This window comes from Streptomyces sp. NPDC016459 (genome assembly GCF_040632845.1).
GTDB lineage: Bacteria > Actinomycetota > Actinomycetes > Streptomycetales > Streptomycetaceae > Streptomyces.
In genome coordinates, this window is record NZ_JBEYCR010000009.1 from 178,487 (window position 1) to 197,955 (window position 19,469).

Genomic DNA, 19,469 nt, shown 5'->3' on the forward strand with positions numbered 1-19,469 from the left:
TCCCCCTCGCCATGAGCAGACCTGGACCGGACACACATGTACAAGTTCTTCTTCGACCTCGTCTTCAAGCGCATGGACCCCGAGAAGGCCCACCACCTCGCCTTCCGCTGGATCCGGCTCGCCGCCCGCACCCCGGTGCTGCGGACCTTCGTCGCCGCCGTCCTCGCCCCCCGGTACAAGGAGCTGCGCACCGAGGCCCTGGGCCTGCGCATGCACGGCCCCTTCGGGCTCGCCGCCGGCTTCGACAAGAACGCCGTCGCCATCGACGGCATGTCGATGCTCGGCTTCGACCACGTCGAGATCGGCACGGTCACCGGCGAGGCCCAGCCCGGCAACCCCAAGAAGCGTCTCTTCCGGTTGATCCCGGACCGCGCCCTGATCAACCGCATGGGCTTCAACAACGAGGGCTCCGCCGCCGTCGCCGAACGCCTCCGCGCGCGCGTACCGGTCTTCAGGACCGTCGTCGGCGTCAACATCGGCAAGACCAAGGTCGTCCCCGAGGCCGAGGCGGCCGCCGACTACGTGAAGTCGACCGAGCGCCTCGCCGCGCACGCCGACTACCTCGTCGTGAACGTCTCCTCCCCGAACACCCCGGGCCTGCGCAACCTCCAGGCCACCGAGTCACTGCGTCCGCTCCTCACGGCGGTGCGTGAGGCGGCCGACCGCACGGTCACCGACCGCCGCGTCCCGCTCCTGGTCAAGATCGCCCCCGACCTGGCCGACGAGGACGTCGACGCCGTCGCCGACCTGGCCCTGGAGCTCGGCCTCGACGGCATCATCGCCACCAACACCACCATCGCCCGTGAGGGCCTCGGCCTGACGTCCGACCCGGAGCTGGTCGGGGAGACCGGCGGCCTGTCCGGCGCCCCCGTCAAGGAACGCTCCCTCGCGGTGCTCAGGCGCCTCCACGCGCGCGTGGGCGACCGCTTGGTCCTCGTGGGTGTCGGCGGCATCGAGAACGCCGAGGACGCCTGGCAGCGCATCCTGGCCGGCGCCACCCTGATCCAGGGCTACAGCGCCTTCATCTACGAGGGCCCGTTCTACGCCCGCGCGATCCACAAGGGCCTCGCCGCCCGGCTCGCCACCTCCCCGTACGCCACCCTCGCCGAGGCCGTCGGCGCCGACAACCGGAAGGCCACCCCGTGACGCTCTCCTTCGGTACCCGTCTGCGCTCCGCCATGGACGAGCGCGGCCCGCTGTGCGTCGGCATCGATCCGCACGCCGCCCTGCTGGACTCCTGGGGCCTGACCGACGACATCGCCGGTCTCGAACGGTTCACGTTCACCGTCGTGGAGGCCCTCGCGGACACCGTGGCCGTCTTCAAGCCGCAGTCCGCGTTCTTCGAGCGCTTCGGCTCGCGGGGCGTCGCCGTCCTGGAGCGGGCGGTCGCCGATCTGCGCGCGGGGGGCGGCCTGGTCGTCATGGACGCCAAGCGCGGTGACATCGGCTCCACCATGGCCGCCTACGCGGAGACCTTCCTGCGCGAGGACTCCCCGCTGTTCTCCGACGCGCTCACGGTCTCCCCGTACCTCGGGTACGGCTCCCTGAAGCCGGCCGTCGACCTGGCCCGCGAGTCCGGCGCCGGTCTCTTCGTCCTCGCCCTCACCTCCAACCCGGAGGGCGCGGAGGTCCAGCGGGCCGTCCGGGAGGACGGCCGCACGATCGGTGCGACCATGCTGGCCCACCTCGCCGCGGAGAACGCGGGGGAGACCCCGATGGGCTCCTTCGGCGCGGTCGTCGGAGCCACCCTCGGCGACCTGTCCTCGTTCGACCTGGACATCAACGGGCCGCTCCTCGCCCCCGGCATCGGCGCCCAGGGCGCGACCCCGGCGGACCTCCCCGCCGTCTTCGGCGCCGCGGTCGGCAACGTCGTCCCGAACGTCAGCCGCGGGGTGCTGCGGCACGGTCCGGACGCGACCGCCCTGCGGAACTCGGCTCTCCGGTACGCGGACGAGATCCGCGCGGCCGTCGCCGCATAAGAGCTCCGGGGTCAATGCGCAGGTGGGAGCCTGAGCTCCCCGGTTTCGGAGCCGTTTCGGCCCGGTGAGACGCACCGTCTCACCGGGCCGTCTCACTCTTTGACGAAAACTTGGCGCAAAACCGGGTCGTTATGCCGGAAAAGTCCCGGTCGGTCGATGCTGACCAGGACTTTTCCGCTGTTCTCGCTGACTGGAGCGGTCTCGGCCGCTAGTCTCCGGGGCAGAGCAGGCGTTCAACGCCCCCGCGTTGTTCGTTGCTCCACTGGTGTGGGGCGCTAGGTTCCTCACCGGTCCGTATCCGACAGATCGACATCCGAGGTGACGTAGGCGTGGCTCTTCCGCCCCTTACCCCTGAACAGCGCGCAGCCGCGCTCGAGAAGGCCGCCGCGGCTCGCCGGGAGCGGGCCGAGGTCAAGAATCGACTCAAGCACTCCGGCGCCTCCCTCCAGGAGGTCATCAAGACCGGCCAGGAGAACGACGTCATCGGCAAGATGAAGGTCTCCGCACTCCTGGAGTCGCTCCCCGGCGTGGGCAAGGTCCGCGCCAAGCAGATCATGGAGCGCCTCGGGATCTCCGAGAGCCGCCGGGTGCGCGGTCTCGGCTCCAACCAGATCGCCTCCCTGGAGCGCGAGTTCGGCAGCACCAGCGCCTGATCCGGTGCCCGGTCCGGCCGCCGATCCGGGACGCACGTCCCGGGCACCCCGGTGAAGCTGGAATAATCGCTGCATGGCAGCAGAGGCACGTCCGCGGCTGACCGTGCTCTCCGGCCCCTCAGGGGTCGGTAAGAGCACGGTCGTCGCTCATATGCGCAAGGTCCACCCCGAGGTCTGGCTCTCGGTGTCGGCGACGACCCGGAAGCCCCGCCCCGGCGAGAAGCACGGCGTCCACTACTTCTTCGTGACGGACGACGAGTTCGACAAGCTGATCGCCAACGGTGAGCTCCTCGAGTGGGCCGAGTTCGCGGGCAACCGCTACGGCACCCCGCGCGGCGCCGTCCTCGAGCGCCTCGACGCCGGCGAGCCGGTGCTCCTGGAGATCGACCTCCAGGGCGCCCGTCAGGTGAAGGACTCGATGCCCGAGTCGCAGCTGGTCTTCCTGGCCCCGCCGAGCTGGGAGGAGTTGGTCCGCCGCCTCACCGGCCGCGGCACCGAGTCGACCGAGGTGATCGCGCGCCGACTGGAGGCCGCGAAGGTCGAGCTGGCCGCCGAGTCGGAGTTCGACAGCACCCTCGTCAACACCTCCGTCCAGGACGTCGCACGCGAGCTGCTAACGTTGATGCTGTTGACTTCTGGGGAATGATCCCCGGTTTCCATCTTCGGAAGGTAGAGCGTGTCCTCTTCCATCACTGCGCCCGAGGGCATCATCAACCCGCCGATCGACGAGCTGCTCGAGGCCACGGACTCGAAGTACAGCCTCGTGATCTACGCGGCCAAGCGCGCGCGTCAGATCAACGCGTACTACTCCCAGCTCGGCGAGGGCCTGCTGGAGTACGTGGGTCCGCTGGTCGACACCCACGTCCACGAGAAGCCGCTCTCGATCGCCCTGCGTGAGATCAACGCGGGTCTGCTGACGTCCGAGGCCATCGAGGGCCCGGCCCAGTAAGCACGCAGCTTGTAATCCTTGTCACCACAGGCCCGGCGGAACATCCGCCGGGCCTGTGGTGTCTCATGGAGTCGTACGCATCCGAGCGCGGGGAGCAACAGTGGGCGTGGTGGCCAAGCCGAAGGTCGTCCTGGGCGTGAGCGGCGGCATCGCCGCCTACAAGGCGTGCGAGCTGCTGCGCCGCCTCACCGAGTCGGGCCACGACGTCCGGGTCGTCCCCACCGACTCCGCCCTCCACTTCGTCGGCGAGGCCACCTGGTCCGCGCTCTCCGGCCATCCCGTCTCGACCGAGGTGTGGGAGACCGTCCACGAGGTGCCGCACGTGCGGATCGGGCAGGGCGCCGACCTCGTCGTCGTCGCCCCGGCGACCGCCGACATGCTGGCCAAGGCCGCCCACGGTCTCGCGGACGACCTGCTCACCAACACGCTGCTCACCGCACGCTGTCCCGTCGTCTTCGCCCCCGCCATGCACACCGAGATGTGGGAGCACCCGGCGACCCAGGAGAACGTGGCGACCCTGCGGCGTCGTGGCGCCGTCGTCATCGAACCCGCCGTGGGCCGCCTCACCGGCGTCGACACCGGCAAGGGCCGGCTGCCCGAGCCGGCCGAGATCTTCGAGGTCTGCCGAAGGATCCTGACGCGCGGCGCCGACACCACCCCCGACCTCGCCGGACGCCATGTGGTGGTCAGCGCGGGCGGCACCCGCGAGCCCCTCGACCCCGTCCGCTACCTGGGCAACCGCTCCTCCGGCAAGCAGGGCTACGCCCTCGCGCGGGCCGCCGCCGCGCGGGGCGCCCGGGTCACCCTCGTCGAGGCCAACACCGGCATCCCCGACCCGGCCGGCGTCGACGTCGTCCACGTGGGCACCGCGCTCCAGCTCCGCGAGGCCGTGCTGAAGGCCGTGGGCGACGCCGACGCGGTGGTCATGGCGGCCGCCGTCGCCGACTTCCGTCCGGCCGTCTACGCCTCGGGCAAGATCAAGAAGAAGGACGACGGCGGCGCCCCCACCGTCGAGCTGGTCCGCAACCCCGACATCCTCGCCGAGCTCGCCGCCGACCGCGCCCTGCCGGGCCAGGTCGTCGTCGGCTTCGCCGCCGAGACCGACGACGTCCTCGCCAACGGGCGCGAGAAGCTCCGCCGCAAGGGCTGCGACCTCCTCGTCGTCAACGAGGTGGGGGAGCGCAAGACCTTCGGCTCCGAGGAGAACGAGGCCGTGGTGCTCGCGTCGGACGGCGCCGAGGCCCCCGTGCCGTACGGTCCGAAGGAAGCGCTTGCCGAGACGGTCTGGGACCTGGTCGTACCGCGACTGCGCTCCGCGACCTGACAGAGGAAGGGGGCCCGGCGCACGCCTCTGGCGCGCTGTGATGTGCGCCCCACCCGGGGACGGTCCCGCCGCGTACCGGCCGGATTCACCCGCCCAGGGCATTCGTCAGGCGAGACACCTGGTCCATCGCCCGACCATGACCGATAGACTGTCCGCGGAACGTCTTGGGGCGCAGCCCCCTGCCGGTCCGTCAACGAAGAGCCAGCAGCCGCTGCAACCCCAGGGAGCGTTGTGTCCCGTCGTCTGTTCACCTCGGAGTCCGTCACCGAGGGACACCCCGACAAGATCGCTGACCAGATCAGCGACACCATCCTCGACGCGCTGCTGCGCGAGGACCCCACCTCCCGCGTCGCCGTCGAGACGCTGATCACCACCGGTCTCGTCCATGTCGCCGGTGAGGTGACCACCAAGGCGTGGGCCGACATCCCCACCCTCGTGCGGAACAAGATCCTCGAGATCGGGTACGACTCCTCGAAGAAGGGCTTCGACGGCGCCTCCTGCGGCGTCTCGGTCTCCATCGGGTCGCAGTCCCCGGACATCGCCCAGGGTGTGGACACCGCGTACGAGAAGCGGGTCGAGGGCGACGAGGACGAGCTGGACAAGCAGGGCGCCGGCGACCAGGGCCTGATGTTCGGCTACGCCTCCGACGAGACCCCCGAGCTGATGCCGCTGCCGATCCACATCGCGCACCGGTTGTCCCGCCGGCTGACCGAGGTCCGCAAGAACGGCACCATCCCGTACCTGCGTCCCGACGGCAAGACCCAGGTCACCATCGAGTACGACGGCGACAAGGCCGTCCGTCTCGACACGGTCGTCGTCTCCTCGCAGCACGCCTCCGACATCGACCTGGAGTCGCTGCTCGCGCCTGACATCCGCGAGTTCGTCGTCGAGCACGTGCTCGCGCAGCTCGTCGAGGACGGCATCAAGCTCGACACCGAGGGCTACCGCCTCCTGGTGAACCCGACCGGCCGCTTCGAGATCGGCGGCCCCATGGGCGACGCCGGCCTCACCGGCCGCAAGATCATCATCGACACCTACGGCGGCATGGCCCGCCACGGTGGCGGCGCCTTCTCCGGCAAGGACCCGTCCAAGGTCGACCGCTCGGCCGCCTACGCCATGCGCTGGGTCGCCAAGAACGTCGTCGCCGCCGGCCTAGCCGCGCGCTGCGAGGTCCAGGTCGCCTACGCGATCGGCAAGGCCGAGCCCGTCGGGCTGTTCGTCGAGACCTTCGGCACCAACACCGTCGAGAACGAGAAGATCGAGAACGCCATCGCCGAGGTCTTCGACCTCCGCCCGGCCGCGATCATCCGCGACCTCGACCTGCTCCGCCCGATCTACTCCCAGACCGCCGCCTACGGCCACTTCGGCCGCGAGCTGCCGGACTTCACCTGGGAGCGCACGGACCGCGTGGACGCCCTGAAGCAGGCCGCGGGCCTGTAGGCCCCCGGCGGTACGCGATCGGAGCCCGGTACCCCGTGGGGGTGCCGGGCTCCGCTCTGCCCGGCTGTCGGTGGCGTCTGGTAGGTATGGGGCTGTGAGCAGCGAGAACGAAAGGTCCGAGGAGCCCGCCGAGCCCGAACAGCTCGCGCTCATCCGCGAGACCGTGCGGAAGGCGAAGGTGCCCCGGGCCAAGCCGCGGACCTGGCGGGGCGCCGCGCTCGCCAAGGAGCTGCCCGTGGCCCGGGTCGTGGTGAACAAGGGCTCGCTCCACCTCGACCAGTTCTTCGACTACGCGGTGCCCGAGGAACTGGACGAGACGGCGCGGCCCGGAGTGCGGGTGCGGGTGCGCTTCGGCGCGGGGGCGCACCAGGTCAAGAACGGCCGCCGGGAGGGCGGCCGGCTCATCGACGGGTTCCTCGTCGAGCGGCGGGCCACCTCCGACTACTCCGGACCGCTCGCCGCGCTCGCCGACGTCGTCTCGCCCGAGCCGGTCCTCGGCCCCGACCTGCTCGGACTCGCCCGCGCCGTCGCCGACCGGTACGCGGGAAGCCTCGCGGACGTGCTCCAGCTCGCCGTGCCGCCGCGCAGCGCCCGCGCCGAGGGCCGCCCGTCGCCGGAGCCGCTGCCACCGCCGGCCGCGCCGGAGCCGGGAAGCTGGACGCGGTACGAGCGGGGGCCCGCCTTCCTGGAGTCCCTCGCGCAGGGCGGTGCGCCCCGGGCCGTGTGGAACGCGCTGCCGGGACCGTACTGGGCCGAGGAGATCGCCCGAGCCGTCGCCGCCACCCTGACCTCCGGCCGGGGCGCGCTCGTCGTCGTACCGGACGGACGGGCGGCGGGACGCGTCGACGCGGCGCTCACCTCGGTCCTGGGGGAGGGACGGCACGCGCTGCTCACCGCCGAGGCGGGACCCGAGAAGCGGTACGCGCAGTGGCTCGCGGTGCGGCGGGGCGCGGTGCGGGCCGTCGTCGGCACCCGGGCGGCGATGTTCGCCCCCGTCAGGGACCTCGGACTCGTCGTCATCTGGGACGACGGCGACGGCAGCCACAGCGAACCGCACGCCCCGCAGCCCCACGCGCGCGAGGTCCTGCTGCTCCGCGCCGCCCACGACCGGTGCGCCTTCCTCCTCGGCAGTACGGGCTGCACCGTCGAGGCCGCCCAGCTCGTCGAGACCGGCTGGGCGCAGGCGCTGACCGCCGGACGGGAGCAGGTCCGCAGGGCCGCCCCGCTGATCCGGACCGTCGGCGACGGGGAACTCGCCCGCGACGAGGCCGCGCGCGCCGCCCGGCTGCCGTCGCTGGCCTGGCAGACCGTGCGGGAGGGGCTCAAGACCGGGCCGGTACTCGTCCAGGTCCCCCGGCGCGGCTACGTGCCGAGGCTGGCCTGCGAGCGGTGCCGGACGCCGGCCCGCTGCCGCCACTGCGCCGGGCCCCTGGAGGCCCCCGAGCAGCAGGAGCTGCGCTGCGGCTGGTGCGGCCGCGGCGCCCCGGACTGGCGCTGCGTGGCCTGCGGCTCGACGCGGCTGCGGGCCCAGGTGGTCGGCGCGCGGCGGACGGCGGAGGAACTCGGCCGGGCGTTCCCGACGGTGCCGGTCCGCACCTCGGGCCGTGACCACATCCTGGACAGCGTCCCGGGGCGCCCCGCGCTCGTCGTGTCGACCCCGGGCGCCGAGCCCGTCGCCGAGGGCGGCTACGCGGCCGCGCTGCTTCTCGACGGCTGGGCCATGCTCGGTCGGCCCGACCTGCGGGCGGGCGAGGAGGCGCTGCGCCGCTGGATCGACGCGGCCTCGCTCGTACGGGGCCAGGGGGAGGGCGGCGCCGGCGGTGTGGTCGTCGTGGTCGCCGAGCCGACGCTCCGGCCGGTCCAGGCCCTGGTCCGCTGGGACCCGGTCGGGCACGCCCAGCGGGAGCTGGCCGAGCGGGCGGAGCTGGGCTTCCCGCCGGTCTCCCGGATGGCCGCGGTGACGGGTCCCCCCGAGGCCGTCGAAGCGTTCCTGGCGGCGGCCGGGCTGCCCCCCGACGCGGAGGTGCTCGGCCCGGTGCCGCTGCCGGTGGTCCGGCCCGGCGGCCCGCGCCGCCCCGGAGACCCGCCGCCGGGCGAGCAGTGGGACCGCGCCCTGGTCCGGGTCCCGCCGGGCAGCGGCGCGGCCCTGGCGGCGGCGCTGAAACAGGCACGTGCGAGCCGGTTGGCCCGCGGCGGCGGGGACCCGGTGAGGATCCGGGTCGATCCACCGGACATCGGCTGAGGGAGGCCGCCGGGGCGAGCCCGCTGGACGCCCGCCCTGCCCTCGCGGGGCTCCCGCACGCGGGTGGGCTGGACCTGCAAACCGCCCCCGAGCCCGCCCCTGGAGGGCCGCCGGGACGGCCGCCCGTCTGCGCGCGGGGTCAGGCTGGACCTGCAACCCCCCCCCAGAGCCCGCCCCGGGCGCGCACGCGGGACAGCCGCCCGCCTGCGCGCGGGGTCAGGCTGACCTGTAAACCGCCCCCCGAGCCCGCGCCGGCGGACACGCGGGACGGCCGCCCGTTCCCCGTGGGGTGGGCGGCCGTTCAGGGTGGCCCGGGTCAGCCGTTGCGTGGGCCCGGGAAGGCCGACGGGCGCGGGTCCTCGCGGAGGGCGGAGCTGCCCGAGGTGGGCTGCGGGGGCATCGAGCGGGCGGCGGGGACGGTGGGGAGTGCCCGGGTCACGCCCGGTTCCACGATCGGGTCCTGGTCGACGACCGCGCCCGGCTGGGGCGCGCGGCGGGCACCGTAGCGGCGGTGGACGGCCTGCTTGGTGACGCCGAGCGCGGACCCCACCGCGTCCCAGGAGAAGCCGAGCGAGCGGTCGAAGTCGACCGCCGCCGTCACCAGGGTCTCGACGCTGTCGCGCAGCTCCTGGGCGAGACGTACGGTCGGGGCGGGGGCCCGACCGTAGACGACGAAGCCCGTGGACGGGCCGGAGCGGCGAGGGCGGTAGACATTGCCCAGCTGGGCCGTGAGCGTGCGCAGTGCGTCCACCTGCCGCCGGACCCGCTCGATGTCCCGCACCAGCAGGTGCAGACTCGCCCGAGCCTGGGCGTCGTGGGTTGCGTGGTCGGCCATGTGAAAGCCTCTCGAACCGGCATGTAAGGGGAAGGGCCGCAAGGGGAACGGCGGCCCGATTCGGTCAATCTCTCTTGACCAACGCGCCACCCGGAGTTGGGTCACGCTGCGGGGGCGTACACGCATATGCGTGGGGCGCTCGCCCTTCCGTACGCCCCCTCCGTACCGGGCGCCTAGACTGGTGCGCTGCCCGCAAAGCCCCCGGACAGACAGGCAGTCGCCACCCATGAAGCTCGTCTTCGCAGGCACCCCCGAGGTCGCCGTACCCGCCCTGGACGCCCTGCTCGCCTCCGGTCGGCACGAGGTGGCCGCCGTGATCACCCGGCCGGACGCCCCGGCGGGCCGCGGCCGGCGGCTGGTCGCCAGCCCGGTGGCCCAGCGGGCGGAGGAGGCAGGGATCGAGGTCCTCAAGCCGGCCAGGCCCCGCGACGAGGGGTTCCTCGCCCGGCTGCGGGAGATCGCGCCGGACTGCTGCCCGGTCGTCGCGTACGGCGCGCTGCTGCCGAAGGTCGCCCTCGACATCCCGGCCCGTGGCTGGGTCAACCTGCACTTCTCGCTGCTGCCCGCGTGGCGCGGTGCGGCGCCCGTGCAGCACTCGCTGATGGCGGGCGACGAGGTGACGGGCGCGTCGACCTTCCTGATCGAGGAGGGCCTCGACTCGGGTCCGGTCTACGGCGTCGTCACCGAGGACGTCCGCCCGACCGACACCAGCGGCGACCTGCTCACCCGGCTGGCGTTCGCGGGCGCCGGGCTGCTCGCCGCGACGATGGACGGCATCGAGGACGGCACGCTGAAGGCCGTCCCGCAGCCCGTCGACGGTGTCACCCTCGCTCCGAAGATCCAGGTCGAGGACGCGCACGTCGACTTCGCCGCCCCCGCCCTGCGGGTCGACCGGGTGGTACGCGGCTGCACCCCGGCCCCCGGCGCGTGGACCCTCTTCCGGGGCGAGCGCCTCAAGCTGATCCAGGTCACCCCGCTGCCGGAGCGCACCGACCTCGCCCCGGCCGAGCTCGCGCCGGGCAAGAACAACGTGTACGCGGGCACCGGCTCGTACGCCGTGGAACTCCTCTGGGTCCAGCCGCAGGGCAAGAAGCCGATGAAGGCGGCCGACTGGGCCCGCGGCGTCCGCATCGCCCCCGGCGAGCGGCTCGGGGCGTAGCACGGGCCCGGGCGCGGGCGGGGGCGCGGCGGACGTAGGCTTGGGGGGGTTGGACCTCTTCATTTCGTCACGCGGAGCACCTTTGAGCGAGCAGGCACGTCGCCGTCCCCCCAAGCCCTACCGGCGGCCCCAGAAGGACCCCGTCCGGATGCTCGCCTTCGAGGCGCTGAGGGCGGTGGACGAGCGGGACGCCTACGCGAACCTGGTGCTGCCGCCGCTGTTGAAGAAGGCCCGGGAGAAGGGCGACTTCGACGCACGGGACGCGGCGCTCGCGACCGAGCTCGTGTACGGGACGCTGCGCCGCCAGGGGACGTACGACGCGGTCATCTCCGCCTGCATCGACCGCCCGCTGCGCGAGGTCGACCCGCCGGTGCTCGACGTGCTCGCGCTCGGCGCGCACCAGCTGCTCGGGACCCGGATCCCCACTCACGCCGCCGTCTCCGCCAGTGTCGAGCTGGCCCGGGTGGTGCTCGGTGACGGTCGGGCCAAGTTCGTGAACGCCGTCCTGCGGAAGATCTCGCGGCAGGACCTCGACGCCTGGGTGGCCCAGGTCGCCCCGCCGTACGACAAGGACCCCGAGGACCACCTCGCGGTCGTCCACTCGCACCCCCGCTGGGTCGTCTCGGCGCTCTGGGACTCCCTCGGCGGCGGCCGCGCCGGCATCGAGGACCTCCTGGCGGCGGACAACGAGCGCCCCGAGGTCACCCTGGTCGCCCGCCCCGGCCGCTCCACCACGGAGGAGCTCGCCGCCACCACCGAGACCTTGCCGGGCCGCTGGTCCCCCTACGCCCTGCGGATGGCCGAGGGCGGCGAGCCCGGCGCCATCGAGGCGGTGAAGGACGGCAGGGCGGGCGTCCAGGACGAGGGCAGTCAGCTCGTCGCGATCGCCCTGGCGAACGCGCCCCTCGACGGCCCCGACACCCGCTGGCTCGACGGCTGCGCGGGCCCCGGCGGCAAGGCCGCGCTCCTCGCCGCCCTCGCCTCCGAGCGGGGTGCCGCCCTGCTCGCCTCCGAGAAGCAGCCGCACCGGGCCCGCCTCGTCGAGCGCGCCCTCGCCGGCAACCCCGGCCCCTACCAGGTGATCGCCGCCGACGGCACCCGGCCGCCGTGGCGTCCCGGCTCCTTCGACCGGGTCCTCATGGACGTCCCGTGCTCGGGCCTCGGCGCCCTGCGCCGCCGCCCGGAGGCCCGCTGGCGCCGTCGCCCCGACGACCTCGACAGCTTCGCCCCGCTCCAGCGCGCGCTCCTCACGGAGGCGCTGAGCGCCGTGCGCGTCGGCGGTGTCGTGGGGTACGCGACCTGCTCGCCGCACCTGGCCGAGACCCGGGTCGTCGTCGACGACGTCCTGAAGAAGGTCGGCGGCGGCGAGCTGATCGACGCCCGCCCGCTGCTGCCGGGCGTCCCGGCGCTCGGCGACGGACCCGACCTCCAGCTCTGGCCGCATTTGCACGGTACGGACGCCATGTATCTGGCGCTGATCCGCCGGACCGCCTGACCGATCGGTCGCCGCGTTCCTGCCGCCCGCCCGCAATCTGCCGGTCTGTACGGGTCCCCCGCTCGTCGCTTCGTACCGAAAGAGGTCCGGACCGGCACCGAAACCGCCGGGCGGCAAAGAACCACCCAAGAACGTGGGAGGCTTGGCCCATGGCGCAGATCAACCCCAGCATCCTGTCCGCGGACTTCGCCCGGCTCGCCGAGGAGGCGAAGGCCGTCGACGGGGCCGACTGGCTGCACGTGGACGTGATGGACAACCACTTCGTGCCCAACCTCACCCTGGGCGTCCCGATCGTGGAGTCGCTCGCCCGTGCGACCGACACCCCCCTCGACTGCCACCTGATGATCGAGGACCCGGACCGGTGGGCGCCCCAGTACGTGGAGGCGGGCGCCGGTTCGGTGACCTTCCACGTCGAGGCGGCGGCGGCGCCCGTGCGGCTGGCGCGGGAGATCCGGGCCAAGGGCGCGCGGGCCTCGATGGCGCTCAAGCCGGCCACGCCCATCGAGCCGTACGAGGACCTCCTCCCCGAGCTCGACATGCTGCTGATCATGACGGTCGAGCCCGGCTTCGGCGGTCAGGCCTTCCTCGACATCATGCTGCCCAAGATCCGCCGAACCCGGGAGCTGATCTCCAAGCACGGTCTCGAGCTGTGGCTCCAGGTCGACGGCGGGGTCGCCGAGTCCACGATCGAGAGGTGCGCCGAGGCCGGGGCCGACGTCTTCGTCGCCGGATCCGCGGTCTACGGCGCGGCGGACCCCGCCGCCGCCGTCGCCTCCCTCAGGGCCCGCGCGGACGCCGTGACGGCCTCCGCCCCGTGGGCGTGTGGCCACTGAGCCTCCGGCGGATGAACGCGGCCCGTCGGGCCGCCGACAGGACTGATCAAGGCGCGCCGGATCTGACAGGATGAAACGGCGAGTCCAGAGTGTGAACGACTTCGTGAACGTCGGTACGTGAACGTCGGTACGTGGACAGCGGTATATGAACAGCAGTGAGGAGATCGCGGTGGCGGGTATGTCGGCGGGACGGGCAGCCCTGCGGATGGGCCCCGCGGAGCTGGTGCAGGCGGCGGCCATGGCCCGCCGCTTCTACCTCGAGGGCAAGTCCAAGATCCAGATCGCCGAGGAGTTCGGCGTGAGCCGCTTCAAGGTGGCCCGGGTCCTGGAGACCGCCCTGGAACGCGACCTCGTGCGCATCGAGATCCGCGTACCGGCCGAGCTGGACGCCGAGCGCTCCGACGCGCTCCGCGCCCGCTACGGACTCCGCCACGCCGTCGTCGTCGAGTCCCCGGCGGAGGGCGAGGACGAGTCGCCCGACCCGGAGAACCTCGGCGAGGTCGCGGCCGACCTGCTCGGCGAACTGGTCGCCGAGGGCGACGTCCTCGGCCTGGCCTGGGGCCGCTCCACCATCCACATGGCGGCGGCGCTCGACCGGCTGCCGCCGTGCACGGTCGTCCAGCTCACCGGGGTGTACGACGCCGGGACCGCCGAGCGCGGCTCCGTCGAGGCGGTACGCCGCGCCGCCCAGGTCTCCGGCGGCGAGGCCCACCCGATCTACGCGCCGATGCTGCTCCCCGACCCGGCCACGGCGGCCGCCCTGCGCAACCAGACCGGCATCGCACGGGCCTTCGAGTACTTCGACAAGGTGACCGTCGCCTGTGTCTCCATCGGCTCCTGGGAGCCGGGCATCTCGACCGTCCACGACATGCTCTCCGACGAGGAGCGCGCCCACTACGCCTCGCTCGGCGTCGCCGCCGAGATGTCCGCTCACCTCTTCGACTCCGAGGGGCGCCGGGTCGGGCGCGATCTCGGCGAGCGCTGCATCACCGTCGAGGCGGACCGGCTGCGCCGTATCCCCGAGGTCGTGGCGATCGCGGGCGGCCAGCGCAAGGCGGCGGCGATCGGCGCGGTGCTCCGCTCCGGACTCGTCACCAGCCTGGTGACCGACCGGGCCGCGGCGGACTACCTCCTCACCGAGTCGCGCCCCGGCACGCACCCGGCGCTCGACCGCACGGACCCGGACGGCGTCTGAGGTCCAAGGCGCGGAGCCCGGAGCCCTGCTGAGGCGCGCGGCGTACGCGGAGGGACCGCCTCGGAGGTCGGGCGTCGGCAGCCGCGGGTGGCCCCGCCACGGAGGCCGGGCGTCCCGCAGCCGCGGCGCGTCCGCGCCGTGACCCCGGCGGCGCGGTGGCAGCATCGGGGGCATGACCCTCAGGTGCGCACGGGCCGTGCTCGTGCTGTTCGCCGGCCTCTCGCTCCTCCTCACCGGCTGCTCGGGCGGCGAGGCCGTCTCCACCCCGCGCTACGCGCCGGCGTCGGCGAGCAGGGCCTCCACCCTGCCGGTGGTCCAGGCGGCGGACCTGCCTCCCGAGGCACGGGACACGCTGACGCTCATCGAGCGCGGCGGGCCCTTCCCGTACGCCAGGGACGGGGCGGTGTTCGGCAACTTCGAGCGGATCCTGCCACGGCGTCCGCGCGGCCACTACCGCGAGTACACGGTCCCGACGCCCGGCGAGCGGGATCGCGGGTCCCGGCGCCTCGTCACCGGCCGGAGCGGGGAGAGGTACTACACCGACGACCACTACCAGAGCTTCCGGGAGGTGGTCGGATCGTGAACGCGATCCACCCCGCGGGCCACGGGGCCCCCGACCTCTCCCGCCCCGTCGTGCTCGACCTGCACGGAGTCACCGACAAGACCGCCTTCATGAACCGCTGTGCGCACGCCCTGGCGCTGCCGGTCTGGTTCGGGCGGAACTGGGACGCACTCGCCGACTGCCTCGCCGACCTGCGCCGCCCCCTGGCGATCGTGGTCACCGGCTGGCAGGCTTATGCCGAGGCCAGCCCCGAGGAGTGGGGGATCGCCGAGGAGGTGTTCTCCGCGGCGGCCCGCGCCGGCGGGGAGGGCCTCGCCGTCCTCCTCTCGCTCGGTGGTTCGGAGGATCCGACAGACACGCCCCCGCGAGGCTCGGACGATTAGACCGGGGCCGGTATCCCCACCGGCGTGGGACAATGAACTACGTGCTTTTTCCCCTGGCTGAAATGCCTAGGGGCCGATCCGAACGACTGGGATGTCAGCACGTGCGTTTCCTCAATGACGTCAAGCCGCCCTACGACCTGACGTACGACGATGTGTTCATGGTGCCGAGCCGCTCGGCCGTCGGTTCCCGCCAGGCGGTGGACCTCTCCTCGCCGGACGGAAGCGGGACGACGATCCCGCTCGTCGTCGCCAACATGACCGCCATCGCCGGCCGCCGGATGGCCGAGACCGTCGCCCGCCGGGGTGGCCTCGTCGTCATCCCGCAGGACATCCCGATCGAGGTCGTCACCGACGTCATCGCCTGGGTCAAGAGCCGTCACCACGTCCTCGACACCCCCATATTCCTGGAGCCGCACCAGACCGTCGCGGACGCGCTGTCGCTGCTGCCCAAGCGCGCCCACGACGCCGGGGTCGTCGTCGACGAGAACCGCCGCCCGGTGGGTGTCGTCACCGACGCCGACCTCTCCGGTGTGGACCGCTTCACCCAGCTCTCCGAGGTCATGTCCAAGGACCTGCTGCTCCTGGACGCCGACATCGACCCGCGCGAGGCGTTCAACACCCTCGACGCCGCCAACCGCCGCTACGCCCCGGCCGTCGACGCGGACGGCAAGCTCGTCGGCATCCTCACCCGCAAGGGCGCGCTGCGCGCGACGCTCTACAGTCCGGCCGTCGACAAGAACGGGCGGCTGCGCATCGCCGCCGCCGTCGGCATCAACGGCGACGTGGCGGGCAAGGCCAAGCAGCTCCTCGACGCCGGCGTCGACACGCTGGTCATCGACACCGCGCACGGCCACCAGGAGTCGATGATCTCCGCCATCCGGACCGTACGGGCGCTCGACCCGCAGGTCCCGATCGTCGCGGGCAACATCGTCGCCGCCGAGGGCGTCAAGGACCTCATCGAGGCGGGCGCGGACATCATCAAGGTCGGCGTCGGCCCCGGTGCCATGTGCACCACCCGCATGATGACCGGCGTCGGCCGCCCGCAGTTCTCGGCCGTCCTGGAGTGCGCCGCGGAGGCGAAGAAGTACGGCAAGCACGTCTGGGCCGACGGTGGTGTCCGGCATCCGCGCGATGTCGCCATGGCGCTCGCCGCCGGTGCCTCCAACGTGATGATCGGCTCCTGGTTCGCCGGTACGTACGAGTCTCCGGGCGACCTCCAGCACGACGCCAAGGGGCGCGCGTACAAGGAGTCCTTCGGCATGGCCTCCGCGCGCGCGGTCAAGAACCGGACCTCCGACGAGTCCGCCTACGACCGTGCCCGCAAGGCGCTGTTCGAGGAGGGCATCTCCACCTCGCGCATGTTCCTCGACCCGACCCGTCCGGGCGTCGAGGACCTGATCGACTCGATCATCGCGGGCGTCCGCTCCTCCTGCACCTACGCCGGTGCGGGCTCGCTCGCCGAGTTCGAGGAGAAGTCCGTGGTCGGCATCCAGTCCGCCGCCGGCTACGCCGAGGGCAAGCCGCTGCACGCCAGCTGGAGCTAGTTCCTCACCGTCGCACGCCGTGGGCCCCCGGGAAGCACTCCCGGGGGCCCACGGCGTTCCCGTGGCGCTGTCACGGACGGGTGGCGGGCACCCACGGCCGCAGCACCTCCGCCACCGCCGCAGCGATCCGCGCGTGACCCGCGTCGTTCGGGTGCAGTCCGTCCGCGAGGTGCTCCGGGCCGAGCAGCGGCCGCCCGGGGAGGACCAGGAGCCGTCCGTCGCCCTCGGCGGCCAGGTCCCGGCCCGCCCGCTCCATGGCCCTGCGCAGCTCCGTGAGGGTGGCTCCCAGGGCGTTGCGGGTGTGCTCGGCCTCCGGGCGCAGCACCGGCGAGACGATGAGTAGCGGGGTGTCCGGATGCCCCTGGCGCACCAGGCCGACGAAGGCCCGGACGGTGGCGTACAGCAGGTCGGCCGTCGCTGGCACCCGGGACCAGCAGTTGGTGCCGAAGGCGAGGGTGATCACGTCGCCCGGGAGCCGCGCCAGCTGCTCGGCGAGCACGAGTTCGCCCCGCGCCCCGCCCGCGTACCCGAGGTTCACCGCGTCGAGGCCCAGCACCCGTCCGGCCGTCGCGGGCCAGGAGAGGGCGGGGCGGGTCGACCACCAGCCCTCGGTGATGGAGTCGCCGTGGACCAGCCAGCGGGGCCGGGCCGGGGCGGGGGAGAGGGCGCCGCCCACGGCCCACAGGGCGAGCGGCACCGGTGCCTGGCTCTCCGGGAGGTGGAGGGTGAAGACGCCGCCGCCGGGGGGCAGCGGGAGGGTGACGGTCGCCTCGGCGGCCGGGTCGACGCAGACCTCTCCGACGAGCCGCGTACCGCTCCACAGGGCGAAGCAGTGGCGCAGCCCGGCGAGCGGGTCGCCCGCCTCCGGGACATCGGCCCGGTAGCGCAGCCGCACCGCGCGGGTACCGGGTGCGGCGGTGAACTCCAGCCGCACGCCGATGGGCAGCGCGGCCCGCTCGGCGATGTCCCACGGCAGCCGGTCCAGGTCGGCGGGATCCGCCCGCACCGGCCGGTCGCCGTCCAGCCAGGCCGTACCGCGCAGGAAGGGTGCCGGGTCGAGCCGGCCCTCCCGGGCCTCCGTCCGCGGGGTGGTCAGGAGCTCGCTGCGTCGGTCATCCGTCATGAGGAGTCCCTACGCGCTCGGGAGCCGGTTCACACCCCGATGTGTCGATTCATGCGGGGGAGCGCAATGTTTCCCCGTCCGGGCCCGAAGAGCGCAATGATCATTCGGTAGTGCGCAACAACCCTGCATTACGAGTGCGAACCCTGGCGCTTAGGCTCATGCCTCGTACCAGGAGTGGCGGCGACCGTCTGCTCGGCGGTTCCCCTTCCCCCGTGGGTCTGACTCGTCATGCCCACGCACCGCCGCGGTCCTCGCCCCGCCTACAGGCAGCGATAAGGAGCCTCCGCAGTGCTGGACCACGGCGCAGCCCCACCGGTCGTCGACACGACCACCCGCAAGACCTCCGCTCTCGGCGCTCTCACCCGTCGCAAGCCGGTGGAACAGCTGGTCGCAGAGGGTGGACAGGGCGAGGGAGGCAACCTCCGCCGCTCGCTCTCCATGTGGCAGCTGACCATGATCAGCATCGGTGCCACGCTCGGCACCGGCATCTTCGTCGTCCTCGGCGACGCCGTTCCCAAGGCCGGCCCCGCCGTCACGGTCGCCTTCGTCATCGCCGGCCTCACCGCCCTCTTCTCCGCCCTCTCGTACGCGGAGCTGGCCGGCTCCATACCGGTTGCCGGCTCCTCGTACTCGTACGCGTACGCAACGATGGGTGAACTCGTCGCCTGGATCTGCGGCTGGTGCCTGGTCCTGGAGTACGGCGTGTCCGTCGCCGCCGTGGCCGTCGGCTGGGGCGAGTACCTCAACGAGCTGCTCGACGGCACGATCGGCGTCACCCTCCCCGACGCGGTCTCCTCGGCCCCGGGCGAGGGCGGTTTCATCAACCTGCCCGGCCTGATCGTCGTCCTGCTCGCGATGGTCTTCCTGCTCGGCGGCGCCCGCGAGTCCGCCGTGGTCAACACGGTCATGGTCTTCGTGAAGATCGCCGCACTCGTGCTCTTCTGCGCCATCGGCTTCATGGGCTTCAAGTCCGGCAACTACGCCGACTTCATGCCCCTCGGCATGGCCGGCGTCAGCGCTGCCGGAGCCAGCCTCTTCTTCTCCTACATCGGCTTCGACGCCGCCTCCACCGCCGGTGAGGAGGCCAAGGACCCCAAGCGCGACCTGCCCCGCGCGATCATGCTGTCGCTGCTCATCGTGACCGTGCTCTACGTCCTCGTCGCCGCCGTCGCCGTCGGCGCGTGGAACTGGAAGGACTTCGAGGGGTCCGAGGCCTCGCTCGCCGCGATCATGAACGACGTCAGCGGCCAGAAGTTCTGGGGCACCCTGCTCGCCGCCGGCGCCGTCATCTCCATCGCCAGCGTCGTGCTGACCGTCCTCTACGGCCAGACCCGGGTGCTCTTCGCGATGTCCCGCGACGGCCTCGTGCCCAAGGTCTTCGGCAAGGTCAGCGGCAAGACGGGCACCCCCCGCGTGAACACCGTCATCGTGGCGCTGTTCTGCGGCGCCCTCGCCTCCGTCATCCCGCTGGGCAAGCTCGTCGACGCGACCAGCATCGGCACCCTCTTCGCCTTCGCGCTGGTCAACATCGCGGTGATCGTGCTGCGCCGCACCCGCCCGACCATGGACCGCACCTTCCGCGTGCCGCTCGGCTGGACCTTCCCGATCCTCGGCTTCCTGTTCTGCGTCTACAACATGTTCAGCCTCGACGCGATCACCTGGGTCGTCTTCGGTTGCTGGATGGCCGCGGGCCTCGTGTTCTACTTCCTGTACGGCATGCGCCGCTCCCGCCTGGCCACCACAGAGAAGTGAT

Annotated in this window: 18 protein-coding genes; 16 read left to right on the top strand and 2 right to left on the bottom strand. The window is 72.8% G+C overall.

What is annotated here, in order from left to right:
- Positions 1-36 precede the first annotated feature (36 nt).
- The 8 genes from ABZ567_RS22510 to ABZ567_RS22545 all read left to right on the top strand — a co-directional run bounded on the left by ABZ567_RS22510 (position 37) and on the right by ABZ567_RS22545 (position 8,587).
- Positions 37-1,146 (top strand): quinone-dependent dihydroorotate dehydrogenase, encoded by a 1,110-nt coding sequence (locus tag ABZ567_RS22510; RefSeq protein WP_360792652.1) that lies wholly within the window; start codon positions 37-39, stop codon positions 1,144-1,146.
- The gene (pyrF, locus tag ABZ567_RS22515) at positions 1,143-1,979 is read left to right on the top strand and encodes an orotidine-5'-phosphate decarboxylase (protein ID WP_360792654.1); all 837 of its coding nucleotides are present in this window, start codon (positions 1,143-1,145) and stop codon (positions 1,977-1,979) included. Before ABZ567_RS22510 ends, pyrF begins: the two co-directional genes overlap by 4 nt.
- A 329-nt stretch (positions 1,980-2,308) precedes the next feature.
- Positions 2,309-2,632 carry an integration host factor gene (locus ABZ567_RS22520; RefSeq protein WP_037926146.1) on the top strand — a complete coding sequence of 108 codons (324 nt, stop codon included), beginning with the start codon at positions 2,309-2,311 and terminating at the stop codon, positions 2,630-2,632.
- A 73-nt stretch (positions 2,633-2,705) separates the two neighbouring features.
- Positions 2,706-3,278: a guanylate kinase gene (gene gmk / locus ABZ567_RS22525; protein WP_360792656.1), complete on the top strand. Its 573-nt coding sequence runs from the start codon at positions 2,706-2,708 to the stop codon at positions 3,276-3,278.
- Between the two features lie 30 nt (positions 3,279-3,308).
- The gene (rpoZ, locus tag ABZ567_RS22530) at positions 3,309-3,581 is read left to right on the top strand and encodes a DNA-directed RNA polymerase subunit omega (protein WP_005319902.1); all 273 of its coding nucleotides are present in this window, start codon (positions 3,309-3,311) and stop codon (positions 3,579-3,581) included.
- 109 nt (positions 3,582-3,690) lie between these two features.
- Positions 3,691-4,905, top strand: coding sequence for a bifunctional phosphopantothenoylcysteine decarboxylase/phosphopantothenate--cysteine ligase CoaBC (coaBC, locus tag ABZ567_RS22535; protein ID WP_360792658.1), 1,215 nt, complete (start codon positions 3,691-3,693; stop codon positions 4,903-4,905).
- 231 nt (positions 4,906-5,136) lie between these two features.
- A complete protein-coding gene (gene metK, locus ABZ567_RS22540; RefSeq protein WP_351216155.1) occupies positions 5,137-6,345 on the top strand; it encodes a methionine adenosyltransferase in 1,209 nt (402 codons plus the stop codon).
- 94 nt (positions 6,346-6,439) lie between these two features.
- Positions 6,440-8,587 (top strand): primosomal protein N', encoded by a 2,148-nt coding sequence (locus ABZ567_RS22545; RefSeq protein WP_360792661.1) that lies wholly within the window; start codon positions 6,440-6,442, stop codon positions 8,585-8,587.
- A gap of 316 nt (positions 8,588-8,903) precedes the next feature.
- Here ABZ567_RS22545 and ABZ567_RS22550 read toward each other — a convergent pair whose 3' ends face one another.
- On the bottom strand, positions 8,904-9,422 hold the full coding sequence (locus ABZ567_RS22550) for a hypothetical protein (RefSeq protein WP_360792663.1): 519 nt from the start codon (positions 9,420-9,422) through the stop codon (positions 8,904-8,906).
- Between the two features lie 226 nt (positions 9,423-9,648).
- Here ABZ567_RS22550 and fmt point away from each other — a divergent pair, with 226 nt between their 5' ends.
- The 7 genes from fmt (at position 9,649) to ABZ567_RS22585 (ending at position 16,593) form a co-directional block, all read left to right on the top strand.
- Positions 9,649-10,581, top strand: coding sequence for a methionyl-tRNA formyltransferase (fmt, locus tag ABZ567_RS22555; RefSeq protein ID WP_360792665.1), 933 nt, complete (start codon positions 9,649-9,651; stop codon positions 10,579-10,581).
- Between the two features lie 82 nt (positions 10,582-10,663).
- Positions 10,664-12,076 (top strand): transcription antitermination factor NusB, encoded by a 1,413-nt coding sequence (locus ABZ567_RS22560; RefSeq protein ID WP_360792667.1) that lies wholly within the window; start codon positions 10,664-10,666, stop codon positions 12,074-12,076.
- A gap of 149 nt (positions 12,077-12,225) precedes the next feature.
- The gene (gene rpe / locus ABZ567_RS22565) at positions 12,226-12,909 is read left to right on the top strand and encodes a ribulose-phosphate 3-epimerase (RefSeq protein ID WP_360792669.1); all 684 of its coding nucleotides are present in this window, start codon (positions 12,226-12,228) and stop codon (positions 12,907-12,909) included.
- Between the two features lie 145 nt (positions 12,910-13,054).
- Positions 13,055-14,104, top strand: coding sequence for a sugar-binding domain-containing protein (locus ABZ567_RS22570; RefSeq protein WP_360792671.1), 1,050 nt, complete (start codon positions 13,055-13,057; stop codon positions 14,102-14,104).
- 172 nt (positions 14,105-14,276) lie between these two features.
- A complete protein-coding gene (locus ABZ567_RS22575; protein ID WP_360792673.1) occupies positions 14,277-14,687 on the top strand; it encodes a ribonuclease domain-containing protein in 411 nt (136 codons plus the stop codon).
- An 89-nt stretch (positions 14,688-14,776) separates the two neighbouring features.
- Positions 14,777-15,049, top strand: a complete 273-nt coding sequence (locus tag ABZ567_RS22580; RefSeq protein ID WP_360792813.1) for a barstar family protein — start codon at positions 14,777-14,779, stop codon at positions 15,047-15,049.
- 101 nt (positions 15,050-15,150) lie between these two features.
- The gene (locus ABZ567_RS22585; protein ID WP_360792675.1) at positions 15,151-16,593 is read left to right on the top strand and encodes a GuaB1 family IMP dehydrogenase-related protein; all 1,443 of its coding nucleotides are present in this window, start codon (positions 15,151-15,153) and stop codon (positions 16,591-16,593) included.
- 70 nt (positions 16,594-16,663) lie between these two features.
- Here ABZ567_RS22585 and ABZ567_RS22590 read toward each other — a convergent pair whose 3' ends face one another.
- Positions 16,664-17,716, bottom strand: a complete 1,053-nt coding sequence (locus ABZ567_RS22590; protein ID WP_360792677.1) for a GDSL-type esterase/lipase family protein — start codon at positions 17,714-17,716, stop codon at positions 16,664-16,666.
- A 288-nt stretch (positions 17,717-18,004) separates the two neighbouring features.
- On the opposite strand from ABZ567_RS22590, the gene ABZ567_RS22595 reads away from it, so the two are divergent.
- Positions 18,005-19,468, top strand: coding sequence for an amino acid permease (locus tag ABZ567_RS22595; RefSeq protein ID WP_360792679.1), 1,464 nt, complete (start codon positions 18,005-18,007; stop codon positions 19,466-19,468).
- The last annotated feature ends 1 nt before the right edge of the window (position 19,469 follow it).